At 43.1% G+C, this 13,188-nt stretch carries 10 protein-coding genes and 2 tRNA genes; 8 read left to right on the plus strand and 4 right to left on the minus strand.

The window, feature by feature from the left end; translation table 11 throughout:
* On the minus strand, positions 1-1,070 hold a 1,070-nt coding region (locus tag H3V00_RS10615), incomplete at its 3' end, for a DUF6531 domain-containing protein (RefSeq protein WP_198208056.1).
* 234 nt (positions 1,071-1,304) lie between these two features.
* Positions 1,305-1,380 (minus strand) — tRNA-Phe (locus tag H3V00_RS10620).
* Between the two features lie 284 nt (positions 1,381-1,664).
* Between H3V00_RS10620 and ampD the strand changes: the two genes are divergently transcribed.
* The 4 genes from ampD to galU all read left to right on the plus strand — a co-directional run bounded on the left by ampD (position 1,665) and on the right by galU (position 7,003).
* Complete coding sequence (gene ampD / locus H3V00_RS10625; protein ID WP_198208054.1) at positions 1,665-2,249, plus strand: 1,6-anhydro-N-acetylmuramyl-L-alanine amidase AmpD; 585 nt, start codon at positions 1,665-1,667, stop codon at positions 2,247-2,249.
* Positions 2,250-2,355: 106 nt separating this feature from the next.
* Positions 2,356-3,606, plus strand: a complete 1,251-nt coding sequence (locus tag H3V00_RS10630) for a cell division protein ZipA C-terminal FtsZ-binding domain-containing protein (RefSeq protein WP_198208062.1) — start codon at positions 2,356-2,358, stop codon at positions 3,604-3,606.
* A gap of 91 nt (positions 3,607-3,697) precedes the next feature.
* Complete coding sequence (gene ligA / locus H3V00_RS10635) at positions 3,698-6,124, plus strand: NAD-dependent DNA ligase LigA (protein WP_198208052.1); 2,427 nt, start codon at positions 3,698-3,700, stop codon at positions 6,122-6,124.
* A gap of 6 nt (positions 6,125-6,130) precedes the next feature.
* Positions 6,131-7,003 carry a UTP--glucose-1-phosphate uridylyltransferase GalU gene (galU, locus tag H3V00_RS10640; RefSeq protein WP_096765929.1) on the plus strand — a complete coding sequence of 291 codons (873 nt, stop codon included), beginning with the start codon at positions 6,131-6,133 and terminating at the stop codon, positions 7,001-7,003.
* A gap of 96 nt (positions 7,004-7,099) precedes the next feature.
* On the opposite strand, the gene H3V00_RS10645 is transcribed toward galU, so the two are convergent.
* Positions 7,100-7,504 carry an EthD domain-containing protein gene (locus H3V00_RS10645; RefSeq protein WP_198208050.1) on the minus strand — a complete coding sequence of 135 codons (405 nt, stop codon included), beginning with the start codon at positions 7,502-7,504 and terminating at the stop codon, positions 7,100-7,102.
* 75 nt (positions 7,505-7,579) lie between these two features.
* Here H3V00_RS10645 and H3V00_RS10650 point away from each other — a divergent pair, with 75 nt between their 5' ends.
* Positions 7,580-7,921: a MerR family transcriptional regulator gene (locus H3V00_RS10650; RefSeq protein ID WP_198208048.1), complete on the plus strand. Its 342-nt coding sequence runs from the start codon at positions 7,580-7,582 to the stop codon at positions 7,919-7,921.
* A 77-nt stretch (positions 7,922-7,998) separates the two neighbouring features.
* On the opposite strand, the gene rtcR is transcribed toward H3V00_RS10650, so the two are convergent.
* Entirely contained in the window at positions 7,999-9,630 is a 1,632-nt protein-coding gene (rtcR, locus tag H3V00_RS10655) for an RNA repair transcriptional activator RtcR (RefSeq protein WP_198208046.1), read from the minus strand.
* A 319-nt stretch (positions 9,631-9,949) separates the two neighbouring features.
* On the opposite strand from rtcR, the gene H3V00_RS10660 reads away from it, so the two are divergent.
* From H3V00_RS10660 to H3V00_RS10670, 3 genes are all read left to right on the plus strand, one after another.
* Positions 9,950-10,024, plus strand: a tRNA-Trp gene (locus H3V00_RS10660).
* 273 nt (positions 10,025-10,297) lie between these two features.
* Positions 10,298-11,872 (plus strand): slipin family protein, encoded by a 1,575-nt coding sequence (locus tag H3V00_RS11510; RefSeq protein ID WP_232335738.1) that lies wholly within the window; start codon positions 10,298-10,300, stop codon positions 11,870-11,872.
* A gap of 45 nt (positions 11,873-11,917) precedes the next feature.
* Entirely contained in the window at positions 11,918-13,150 is a 1,233-nt protein-coding gene (locus tag H3V00_RS10670) for an RtcB family protein (protein WP_037394202.1), read from the plus strand.
* Positions 13,151-13,188 lie beyond the last annotated feature (38 nt).

Consider the following 13,188-nt stretch of genomic DNA (forward strand, 5'->3'; position numbering starts at 1 on the left):
ACACTCCAGCCGGCACCGAACATGTTGTGGGTGCGGGTGTCGACGCTGCTGTAGAAACGCTGCCATTCGAAGGGCAGGTGAGCCGGCAGGGAGAAGTCGAGCTCTTCGGGACCGAATAGGAGTTTGGCACCGGTTGGCAGATGAACCGGATTACCTCTGAAGGGTTCTATAGCTTTTGAGACAATATAACCAATAGCAGCAGCTTTAATAAAACACTCTGCAAATCGACCTAATTTGGAAATCAATTTTCCTTTTCGGAAAAACAGTGCTGCAATGGTGGCTATCAGGGCAATGGGATGTTTGCCGCTTTTAATTTCGCGGACAACAACAGACTCTCCGCCGATACGTACATTGTTAGAGACTTTGATACCACCTTTGTAGTCATCGGTGACTTTGGCTTCGCAGGTACTGCGGTCATTGCTGCGTACTGCCGGCTGGCTGTTGATGTAGACTTTTTTAGAGCCTTCGGCCATATATTCTGGCGCTCCGGAGATGGCTTCTATAACAGCACTGACAACACTGTTGGTACCAGGCCCGGGCTCAAAAGACGGATGCTTCTTACAAATAATTTTATCGTCTTCTCTGGGTTCAGTTGTATTCGGATCCGGAGAGGCAACGGTAGGTCTGAAAAAGTCGCTTACAGCCTGCCCTAAACCCCAGAGTATGTTACCGGCTATATCGATAAAACTTTCAGGCTGTTGCGGTGCCTGTTCGGTTTCTGCTTTTTTTACTATGCCGGCAGCACGGGCGGAAGGTAAGCTATTGGTGTGAGTATTTTGGGAGCCAGTTTTAATCCTGCCATCTTCGGATGGTGACAATAAGCTGCTGACAAAATCTCCAGCTTGTGTGATTTTTTTTTCTAATACTATGGAAGCAACAACGCTAGCAATAACTCCTACAACACATGCAGCAGTACCGGCACTACCGATTAATAATACTGCTGCGCCAAAGCATGCACCCGCTAAGACGGTTTCACAAACCACTTCAACAGCAGCGCCAATAATATCAGCCAGTAATGAAGTATGTAAAAGAATGTCCCCTTCACGGGCTGCCCAGTATGCCTGTCCCATAGTAATTTTTTCTGTTGATGTTTGTTTTATTCGTTATTTTTTAATTTAAATTAACAAATATTTAATAATTTTTAATTATTATATCACAAATTTATTAATAAAAATGGTTTAGATAATGTTGCGTAATTAGAAAATCAATACCGGAATTGAATATTTATAAGATTTATTTAAGGAAAAAAATTGAATTTTTGTTTTTATGCAGTTAAAAAAATAACCGCATTCAGCGGTTATTAATGGTGGCCAGAGGCAGGATCGAACTGCCGACACACGGATTTTCAGTCCGTTGCTCTACCGACTGAGCTATCTGGCCATCGGGGAAGAGTGCGCATTAAACCAGATATATGCCGGCTTGGCAAGTGTTTTCTGTATTCTCTTATCTATGTGGCTGTTTATTTGTTGGAAAAATTAGTTATTTTCTAGTTGCACAAGTATGATTTTGAAATTCTGTATGTTTAATAAGGTCATTTTTTCTTTTTTCAGAATACACACAGGAAACGATTGCTTATCTTGGATTTCTGTCTGATTCTTCACAAAAAGTAGACGTCGGATAAGAGCTGTATTAAGGTAAACACTTTTATTACAAGGGTGAAGAGGATGCAGGGTGAACAAAAGCCGGTATGGAAAGATGGCTGGTTACAGCAATGTATTCATGTACCGTCACCGAATTTCAGCCGGCGTCCGGCACAGACTGAGGTATCGCTGGTGGTATTGCACAATATTTCTTTACCACCGTTTGAATACGGGCAGCAGGCAGTACAGCGTTTGTTCACTAATCAGATTGATGCTGCTGAACCGGATGATTTTATGCGTTCATTAACCGGATTGCGGGTATCCAGCCATTTTCTGCTGGAACGGGACGGAACGATAATTCAGTTTGTTTCCTGTGATGACGCGGCTTTTCATGCCGGGATATCACGTTTTAACAGCAGGGATGGCTGTAATGCGTTTTCGATCGGAATTGAGCTTGAAGGCTGTGATTTCGAACCGTTTACGCCATCTCAGTATACGCAGTTGTATGCATTATTGCAGATGCTGTGTGCGCATTATCCGATTCAGGCGATTACCGGCCATCAGCATGTGGCACCGGGACGAAAGTCGGATCCGGGGCATTTTTTTGAATGGGATATGCTGCGCAGTAATGGTTTACCGATAGTGACAGAATATCAGTGGCTTTTGTAGTTTATGGCTGCCGGCAGGGGTATTTTTAGTTATAATTCCATTCAACTGTTAATTAAGTTGCGGTTTTCGCAAATTGTCTGGTAGGAATGTAATGAGTGATTCTGTAATGATTGTGCTGGTGATAGGTGCTGCGATTATTCTGTTGGTACTGGCCTATAATATTTATCAGGAAAGCCAATACCGCAAACAATTGCGCGAACAGTTCGGGCATGCCAATAAAGATGCTTTACTGGACAGTCAGGTAAATTCAGTACGAGATGGTGCGGAGGCTCAGTCTGTAATGAACACTAAAACTGTGCCGCCGGCTGAGGAAGTAAATAAAACTGATGATTCATCCGTCGAACAATCTGAGACTTCGGCCACTGATGAAAAAGTTATTGATGACACAGTTTCTGAAGAAGAGAATGTGTCTGCTGCGCAAGCGGCATCTTTTGCTCCTGATAATGTTGCAACACCGGAAAATTCAGCAGCACATATTGATATGGCGCCATTATCACGCACGGTTCCGGTAAAGGGACGTAAAGCTTTGCTGGATGTGCGGGATATGTCTAAACAGCCGCTACCGTGGTTTGATGTACGTTTTGATTATCTGGCCTATATTGCGTTGTATCAGCCGAAAGAATTACATGCAATGCCGCGATTGAGCAGCCGTTCCCGTTTCCGGTTGGTGGGCTGTACGATGGATGACCGTTACCAGATAGCTGAACCGATTCCCAGTGTTTATTATCAGGGTTTTGTGGTTGGTCTGCAGGCAATCAGCCGCAGTGGTCTGCTTACTCATGAAGAGCTGGCGCATTTTGGCGAACAGGCCAATCGTTTCGCCGAGCAGATGGATGGTCAGCTGCTGTTAACGGATATTAATACTTTTCTGGATGTGGCGCGTCCACTGGATGATTTATGCGCAAGGGTTGACCAGACAATTGCGATTCATCTGGTATCACGTACGAACGTCAGCGGAATGGAGCTGCGTTCTGCGGTTGAGAAACAGGGCTTTGAGCTGGGGCATGATGGTGCATTTTTTTATGCAGATACTGATGGCGAGCCTTTGTTTAATATTGTTACGCTGGATAACACACCTTTTACCTCTACTTTGTTAGCAAATCAAAATTATCGCGGATTCAGTATGTTGTTTGATATAGTACATATACCAAACGGCGAGAAATGTTTTGATCAGTTTATGGATATGGCTGTGAAATTATCCAGTCAGCTGGGTCTGGATCTGGTTAATGATAAAGTGGAAGAGTTATCCACAGAGTGGTTGCGTGAGGTACGCCGCTATGTAGTTGACCGGCAAAAGGAAATGAAGCAGGTTGATCTGGAGCCTGGAAGTGAACTGGCCAAAAGACTGTTTTCCTGATATTGCCTGAATATTTTAATTTTATAAAGAGATGGCAAGCCGCAGAATGGGGTTTGCCATTTCTTTTTCCTTTTCCTGAAGGATAGCTGTAATGGATTCAGTAAGCGAACAGCAAATTATTGATTTAACCGCTCTGCTCAATCGTTATGCGCATGAGTATTATGATCTGGATGCACCTACTGTGCCGGATGCGGAATATGACCGGTTATTCCGCCAGTTGCAGGCTCTGGAAGAGCAATATCCGCAATGGCGGCAGCCGGATAGCCCGAGTATACGTGTAGGCGGGCAGGCACAGCAAAAATTTACTGCTGTGGTGCACCAGATTCCGATGCTGTCACTGAACAATGCATTTTCACCACTGAATGATAATAATCAATTCGACCATAGTGAGATGTATGCTTTTGATAAACGGGTACGTGATGGTCTTGGTGCTGAGCCCGAATATATTGTTGAACCAAAGTTTGACGGTCTGGCAATCAGTTTGTTGTATCGTGACGGTCTGCTGGTACAGGCATCTACGCGCGGAGATGGATATACCGGCGAGGATGTTACTCAGAATGCGCGCACTATTGTTAATATTCCATTGCGTCTGCAGGGTGATCAGTTACCGGATGTGCTGGAGGTACGCGGTGAAGTGCTGATGCTTAAAGCCGATTTTGACCGGCTTAATGCACATCAGCAGGCGGAAAATCAGAAAACTTTTGCCAATCCGCGTAATGCAGCGGCTGGCAGTTTACGCCAGCTGGATCCGAAAATAACGGCACGCCGGCGCTTGCATTTCTATGCCTACGGAATTGCCAGATTGGATGAGCGTTTTGCGGTAAACAGCCACAGCGAAGAGCTGGCATTGCTGGCTCGTTTGGGGCTGACTGTACCGCCACAGGATAATTTGTGCTATCAGGCTGATATCGGGAAGGTGCTGGCTTTTTATGAGCATATTTTTCAGATACGTGCGGATTTGCCGTTTGGCATCGATGGTGTAGTGATTAAAGTGGATAATCTGGCTCAGCAGGAGCAGCTTGGCTATGTAGCCCGTGCTCCGCGTTTTGCTATTGCCCAAAAATTTCCGGCAGAGGAAATGCTGACTACGGTAGAGGCTATTGATGTACAGGTGGGACGTACCGGTGCAGTAACACCAGTAGCGCGGCTGACGCCGGTATTTGTAGGTGGTGTTACAGTTACCAATGCAACTTTGCATAATGAAGGTGAAGCACAGCGCAAGGATGTACGTGAGGGTGACACTGTTATTGTGCGCCGTGCCGGAGATGTTATTCCTGAAATTGTATCTGTGGTGCTGGCACAGCGTCCGATGGTGGAAAAACCGGCGGCAGATTTGCTTACTCCGCCTGAAGCTGTACCGAAATATCCGCCGTTCCGTATGCCAGAAAATTGTCCGGTTTGCGGTCATGAAATTGTTCGTGAAGAGGGCGAAGCAGTGGCTCGTTGCAGTGGCGGAATGCTGTGTCATGCTCAGCGGGTGCAGTCGCTAATTCACTTTGCTTCACGTCGCGCCATGGATATCGAAAATCTCGGTGACCGGCAGATTGAACAGTTAGTAACACAGGGCAGAGTCAGTCATTTTGCTGATGTTTATCATTTGCAATTGGCCGATTTGCTGGCAATGAAACAGCAGGCTAAACAGGAAGCAGGGGAAAGCTCTGCAGAGTCGGTGACAAATGAACTGGAATTATCTGCAACTGATAAAGCAGGCAAACAGCAGCCATCCAAATGGGCTGAAAATATTCTGGCCGGTATTCAGGCCAGCCGGCAGCGTCCTCTGGCTAATTTAATTTATGCTTTGGGTATTTTTCATGTTGGTGAGCGTACAGCAAAACAGCTGGCACAGGCTTTCGGTGATTTGGCTACGCTTACTCAGGCTACTGAGCCGTTACTGGCCTGCTTGCCGGATATCGGTAAGGTGGTAGCACATTCGGTAGCCTATTTTTTTAGTCAGGAAGATCAGACCAGTCAATTGCAGGAATTACTTGATGCCGGTGTGCAACCGCAGACAGAAACACGTCGCACACCGCTGGGTAAATACTTTACTCCTGAGCGAATACTGGCTCGTTTACCCGGCGCTAGTTTAACGGAAGCACGGGCACAGAAGTTGTGGCAACTGGCGGGTAAGGACTGGTCACAACTGTTAACTGATAAAGCCTTGCCGGAAAGCTGGCAGCAATGGTGCAGTCAGCCTGAAAATCATGAATTACTGCAAAAGACAATTGAGTTACGTGAACAGCTGCTTAGCGGAGAGACGGAGGAAAAGACGTCATCGGTTAATGAAGCTGTAGCCGGCAAAACTTTTGTGTTAACCGGTACTTTACCAGACTGGTCACGTGAAGTGGCACAGCAGCATATTGAAGAAGCCGGTGGTAAAGTGAGCGGCAGTGTATCGAAAAAAACTGATTTTGTGGTGGCCGGAGCAGAAGCGGGCAGCAAGCTATCCAAAGCTGAGGCACTTGGTGTTACTATACTGGATCAGGCTGCATTAATGACTATGCTGGGAATTAAAGAGTAAATCTGAATGAAAGCTGAACCAATCCGTAAGTGTGTTTTTCCGGTGGCCGGCATGGGGACACGGTTTTTACCGGCTACTAAAGCCAGCCCGAAAGAAATGTTGCCGATAGTGGATAAACCACTGATTCAGTATGCGGTAGAAGAGGCTGTTGCTGCCGGCTGTACTGAACTGGTATTTATTACCGGCAGGAATAAACGCTGTATTGAAGATCATTTTGATAAGGCTTATGAACTGGAAACAGAGCTGGCTTACCGCAATCAGAATAAATTGCTTGATTTTGTGCAGGATATTCTGCCGCCCAATGTGACTTGTCTGTATATTCGCCAGCCGGCCGCACTGGGGTTGGGGCATGCGGTTTTATGCAGTCGGGCAGCAGTGGGTAAAGAAGCCTTTGCTGTGGTGCTGGCAGATGACTTGATTGATGCACAACCAGGTGCGTTGAGCCAGATGATGAATGCGTATTACCATACGGGTTGTAATGTCATTGGTGTAGAAAATGTTGATCCACTGCAGACGGGTGCTTACGGTATTGTCGAGATTAATCATCAGAATGATTTTGATTATGTAAAGAGTATTGTCGAAAAACCACATCCAGATGAAGCACCCTCACATCTGGGTGTGGTTGGGCGCTATATTTTGTCTGCACGAATTTTTGATTTTCTGACTAATTTACCGCTGGGTGCTGGTGGAGAAATTCAGCTGACTGATGCTATTGCACGGTTGCTGACTGAACAGAAAATGATTGCGTATGCTTTTGCCGGCAGACGTTATGATTGCGGTGATAAGCTTGGTTATCTGGAAGCAACAGTGGCCTATGGTATGAAACATCCTCTGGTAGGAGAAGATTTTAAAAAATTATTGCAGCGCATGGTGTGTTAACGCAATACCGGAATTCATACGTAAATGTTTCTAGTTTTATTTATTTGCCTGCCTGCTGTTTTGCCGCCAGGCAAGTTTTTTGCCTGGCGTTCTGCTTCAGTGCAATGTCATTGTCTGATAATTAGTGTTGCTAATAATCAGGCGTTCTGTTGCATACCAGACAACTGATTGTGTGTGATTAACAAAGCGCTTTTCATCTTCCATTAATGCGTTTAATGCCTTTACAGCTTCTGGTGAAGACCGGTTTTTCTGCATGCTTTCCAGATTCTGCCACCATATTTCAGCCATACCGTCAAAAACAAAATTTTGAGACTGACGCCCGTTTTGTATTATTTTATCCAGCTCGGGATAACGGTGCGAAATGGTTTGTACATAGCGGGTAATATTTAAAACGTTTTGCACAGAAGCCACTAGCGGAGCATGATGCTCGATCCAGTATTGGTCAAATTCTTCATAAGTAATATTGGGCAGGCGTTTTACTAACATGGTTAACTTAATCATTTTCTTTCTTTCAGTTTGTGGGTTGTGCGAATAATGATAAAGTTTCACAGTAGTGTTAAAGTCAACAGAGTAAAAATGAAAATCAGTGAATTAGCCAGAAAAAGTGCAATCAGTCCCAGAATGCTGCGCTATTATGAACAGGAAAAATTGCTGACACCTGCCCGTACACAATCCGGATACCGTGAATACCAGCAGGCAGATGTAGAAAGAGTAAAATTGATTCAGCAGCTCAATAATGCCGGTTTTTCGTTAAAAATTATCCGGCAAATACTGCCTTGCTGGCATGAGCAAAACAGTAAATTTGAGTCTTGTGAAATTTACCTGAAAAATATTAATCTGACGTTAGAAAAGATTGAACAACAAATAGATATATTAATACAAACACGAACCCGTCTGCTTAATATGATAAATAAATAATGTATTTTTGTGTATTTTATTTCGTATAATAGCGGCTGAATCTCATAAGAAATAATGATCACAGGCAGGAGAAAGCATTAATTGCTTCTACTGGTGCTGTCCTTTATCTGCTCCCAGCTTAAATCAAATTTGGCCAGATATTTTTTCAGTCTGTCAGCATCATTGGCGCGCTGTTTTTGTGCTCTGGACACTGCAAACAAATACCGTCCGGCTTCGGATAAAGTTCGGCTTTTCCGGCATACTTCAATGACTTTTTCCAGCTGATACCGGTCAAATTCATCAATTTCAGCCGGAATCAGCGCATCAGAAAAAACTACCTGCTGCCAGTGCATCTGTAAACGCCGGATTTCATTTTCAACTTGTTCCAGTGTGATGTTTCCTTGTATGGATAAAGTGGCCATACGGGTAATGGAAGCAGTGAGCTCACGGAAATTACCCGGCCATGTTGCCATAGCCGATGTGGCAAACTGAATATAACGGTCTCTGGATTGCTGATTAAAACGCGGCATGGTACCGTACTCCTGCGCAAATCGTGCCAGCTCAAAATCAATATTCGGTTCGATATCTTCTTTACGTTCGGCAAGTCCCGGTAGCTGGTAACTCCATAAATTGATACGTGCGTATAAATCCTCTCTAAAAGTACCGCGGATAATTGCCTGTTTTAAATCTTTGTTGGTTCCGGCAATTAGTTGAAAGTTACTGGATACCAGTTTGTCTGCACCTAGCGGATAAAATTGTTTTTCCTCAATCGCCTTTAAGAGAATAGCCTGTTCATCCAGCCCCAGTTCTCCGATTTCATCCAGAAACAAAACACCGTTATCCGCCTGTCTGAGTAAGCCGTTTCTGCTTAGACTGGCACTGGTATATGCACCTTTGATGTGCCCGAACAGTGTAGACATGGCATTATCGCTACTCAGGGTAGCGCAGTTAATTTCTACGAATTGTCCGGTAATCTGATGCTGGTTCAGTTTAAGCCGGTAAATTTGCCGGGCAAGAAAAGATTTACCGGCACCAGTGGGGCCGCATAGCAAAATAGGCGCATGAGAGCGGCTGGCAACCTGTTCTATTTCGCTGATTAGCTGATTGTAATGCCGGTTTTTTGTCGCTATACCTGATTTGAGCAGTTCTGTTGCCTGAGTAGCATATTGCTGAAAGCGGGTCAGAATCTGGTCGTAACGATTCAGATTCAGGTCGATTATATTTATTTGTCCGCTGGGGCACTGTGGCGGGTTTGCTATAGGTTCTGCGGCAAGGTTTTCCGGCGATGCAGACGGTCTGGCCGGCGGCGATAATTGTAAAAGTCTAGCAGGATAAAAACGTGATTCTGCTAGTAAGAACCAGCAGATCTGCATTACATGGGTGCCGGTGGTAATATTCAGATAATAATTTTCTTGTTCATTATTAAAAGTATAGTTTTTGGCGATATCCAGTAAACAGGTATACACCTCTTCAAAATCCCATGGATCCTGTATCTGAACCGGAATCGGATTAACCTGTGTATCCGGGGCAATGGTTTTAATATCCAGAATAATTTCTTCGAGTAGTTTGCTGTCCTGAGTGTGATAAATCAGTTCCAGACGATAGATCGGCCATTCCGGATGATTACAGATATCAATAGTAGGGCGCCAGCGTGTCCAGCGTTTTTTTCCTTTGCCCCGCTGGTCAAGTACATTGCCTAAAAAACTGAATACGATATTTTTCTTGTCCATTATTTATTATTAGTTATATAAAATTAAATAAAATTATATAATATTTTATAAAAAAATACGAAAATAAAAATAAAAATAATTTATTGAAAATAAATTTATTTATTTATTTTTATTTTAAAAACAATATTTTAATTATTTTATTTTAGAAATTTATGGACTTGGTACGGTAATTGCAATAAGGATATTGTCTGAAATACATACTGTTTTTTACGGCAGTAGGGTACATAGCGAATGGAATTAAATTAATCGAAAGACTGATTTATTCGCATTATCAACATGTATTCCCCGGTATGAAAGACGTTTCCTTCCGATGGAAATTTTTTGAATAGCTCAGAGGTAGAGCAATTGGTACCAAACCAATCTGTCACGGGTTCGACTCCTGTTTCAAAAGCCATATTGTAATAATTTGTTGTTTGAGCAATACCAGCCAGTAAAGGGAAATAAGCAAAGCAGTAAAGCTAAGACACGAAAAAACCGGTTAACCGCACAGAATAAACGGATTAATGATTCTGTCCGGGTAAAAAAACCGGATAGCAGGCAAAAAATTGATGAGCCATAAGCAGTTAGTTGAATGTTTAAAGATATCAGTTTTTCCCCTGTTATTTCGTTACTTAATCCGTTTGATTGTGTCTCTTCTCTTTGCTGGCTGCCAAAAAGGAGATTTAATATGTTGAATATAATTAATGTGAAAAAAGGTGAGCTGGCCGTTGTCACCAAACGCGGTGAAATTAATACTATTGTTACCGCAGGCCGGCATATTTTCTGGAATCCTTTTGTCAACATTACTCATTATCTGGTGGATTTAGCTGATACTAAGATTGAACCGGCTATCGCGGAAAAACTGCTCAATTTTTATCCGCAGCTGGTAGAAAAATATTGTCATTATGTCAATGTGGCTGATAATGAGATTGTGCTGCGTTATGAAGAACAAATGCTGGTAGAGATTATTCAACCCTCTACTAAAGCATTGTACTGGAAGAGTTATAAAGAACAGGCAATTAAAAAAGTAACTTTGGAGCAAGGGTACCGGTTGTCTGATGAAGTTGCTATGGAAATTATTCAGGCAAAAAATACCGGCAGATTAATTGAAGGTATCGATCACATCAAACTGCATTATTTTATCGATGAGCAAATTGGTACGCTGTTTGTTGATAATCAGTTTGTACAGATTATTCCGCCTAAATCCGTAATTGGTTTGTGTGAATTCAAACATAAGCTGGTACTGGGTAAATTCAAACTACAGGATAACCGTATTGATGATTTGCTGGCGGCAACAATTGAACAAAATGCCCCGCAGCAGATGGCACAATTCTGTATTCAGATGCAGGTAGGTGCTAATCAGACCGGTTTACGTTTTGAAGATGATTTACTGGTAGAAATTCTGCCTCCGGGAACCAAACGATTGTACTGGCAGAATAACTGCAAGCAGCATATGCAGCTTATTGAGCTGACTGACGATTTTCAGCTTTCTGAGCAAATGGTACAGCAGCTGTTACAGCCAAAATTACGTAAAAAAGAAGTGACAGGCGATAGTAGTGTATTGATTGCACAGGTACCGGCATATCATGTTGGCGTATTAAAAGTTAATGGTAAAGTAGAACAGCTGCTTAATGCAGGTATTACTGCTTACTGGCGTTTTAATCGTGAAATCAGTGTCGAAATTGTCGATACACGTTTGCAGACAGTGGAAATATCCGGTCAGGAAATTTTAACCCGGGATAAAGTCAATCTGCGTATTAATCTGGTAGCCAGCTGGTGTTACACCGATGTGTTAAAGGCGTTTGCCAGAATTGCGCAGCCAATGGAGTTATTGTACCGGCAATTACAATTTGCATTACGGGAAGCGATTGGTACTCGCAGTCTGGATGAATTGTTGGAAAACAAAAATTTAATCGACGAGGTGGTGAATGCTCATATGCAGATGCATATGACGGGTTATGGAATCGAAACGGTCAGTGTTGGCGTAAAAGATATTATTTTACCGGGAGACATGAAAACCATTCTGGCACAAGTAGTAGAAGCAGAAAAATCTGCACAGGCGAATGTTATCCGCCGGCGGGAAGAAACTTCTGCTACCCGTTCCTTACTGAATACAGCCCGGGTAATGGAAAATAATCCGGTTGCTTTACGCTTAAAAGAAATGGAAACACTGGAAAGAATTGCTGAACGAATCGATAAGATTTCAGTTGTAGGCGGTTTGGATCAGTTATTGCATGGTTTGATTAATATTCAGGCGCAATAGCATACATCCGCTAATTAATTTGCTAAAAAATAATGGAAGTTAAAAATGCAAAAGCAAGAATTTGAAGTATTAAAAGAAAATAAAACACGTCCGGTAAAAATGTGGACAAAAGGTGTGCCGGTAGAAGATGTGGCTAAAAAACAATTGCTCGAAACTGCACAATTACCTTTTATTTTTAAGCATATTGCGGTTATGCCAGATGTGCATCTGGGAAAAGGCTCTACTATCGGGAGTGTGATTCCGACTGCTGGTGCGATTATTCCGGCTGCTGTCGGCGTGGATATTGGTTGTGGAATGATGGCGGTACAGCTGTCACTTACCGCTCAGGATCTGCCGGAAGATTTAATGCCATTACGTCTGGCTATAGAAAAGGCGGTACCGCATGGTTCCACACCCAATAATGAAAAGTACGATAAAGGAAGCTGGCAAAATCCGCCACCGATTGTACAGGAGTACTGGCAGCAGCTTTTGCCCGGATTTGAAAAACTGACTAGTAAATATCCGTGTTTTTTAAAAGCGAATAGTTATAGTCATTTGGGAACCTTGGGTAGCGGTAATCATTTTATTGAAGTTTGTCTGGATGAGTGTGATCGCGTATGGATAATGCTGCATAGTGGTTCACGCGGTATTGGTCGTGCAATAGGTAAATATTTTAGTGAGCTGGCTAAAAAGGAAATGAAAAAATATTTCATTGATACCTATTTGCCTAATAATGATCTGGCGTTTTTAGTAGAAGGAACCGAATACTGTAATGATTATCTGAAAGCGGTGCACTGGGCACAGGAATTTGCCCGTTTAAATCGTGAAGTGATGATGCACAATACTATCGCTGCTATACGCAAAGTAATCAATGTGCCGTTTACCACGCATTTACAAACTGTAAACTGTCACCATAATTATGTACAGAAAGAGCACCATTTCGGTAAGAATGTTTTTGTTACGCGTAAAGGGGCTGTTTCTGCACGAGAAGGTGAACTGGGAATTATTCCGGGTTCTATGGGAACAAAAAGTTATATTGTGCAGGGGCGGGGGAATGCAGAAAGTTTTCATTCCTGTTCTCACGGTGCAGGCAGAGTTATGAGTCGTGGTGAAGCTAAACGGAAATTTACTGTTGCTGACCAGATGCAGGCTACGGCTCATGTAGAATGCCGTAAAGATGCTGAAGTTATTGATGAAATTCCTATGGCATATAAAGATATTGAAGCAGTAATGCAGGCACAACAGGAATTGGTGGAAATCAAGCACCAGTTACGTCAGGTTATCTGTGTTAAGGGCTGATATTATCCGGATAATCAACTGCAGAATATTTTTGTATA

The sequence above is a fragment of the Snodgrassella sp. W6238H11 genome, from assembly GCF_016100525.1.
In the GTDB taxonomy this organism is placed as follows: Bacteria; Pseudomonadota; Gammaproteobacteria; order Burkholderiales; family Neisseriaceae; genus Snodgrassella; species Snodgrassella alvi.

Coding starts and splice junctions, on each gene's coding strand:
- H3V00_RS10670 (WP_037394202.1), top strand. CDS start 11,918: ATGCAAAAGCAAGAATTTGAAGTATTAAAAGAAAATAAAACACGTCCG.
- ampD (WP_198208054.1), top strand. CDS start 1,665: ATGCAGGGTGAACAAAAGCCGGTATGGAAAGATGGCTGGTTACAGCAA.
- H3V00_RS10650 (WP_198208048.1), top strand. CDS start 7,580: ATGAAAATCAGTGAATTAGCCAGAAAAAGTGCAATCAGTCCCAGAATG.
- H3V00_RS11510 (WP_232335738.1), top strand. CDS start 10,298: ATGTTGAATATAATTAATGTGAAAAAAGGTGAGCTGGCCGTTGTCACC.
- ligA (WP_198208052.1), top strand. CDS start 3,698: ATGGATTCAGTAAGCGAACAGCAAATTATTGATTTAACCGCTCTGCTC.
- H3V00_RS10630 (WP_198208062.1), top strand. CDS start 2,356: ATGATTGTGCTGGTGATAGGTGCTGCGATTATTCTGTTGGTACTGGCC.
- rtcR (WP_198208046.1), bottom strand. CDS start 9,630: ATGGACAAGAAAAATATCGTATTCAGTTTTTTAGGCAATGTACTTGAC.
- H3V00_RS10645 (WP_198208050.1), bottom strand. CDS start 7,504: ATGATTAAGTTAACCATGTTAGTAAAACGCCTGCCCAATATTACTTAT.
- galU (WP_096765929.1), top strand. CDS start 6,131: ATGAAAGCTGAACCAATCCGTAAGTGTGTTTTTCCGGTGGCCGGCATG.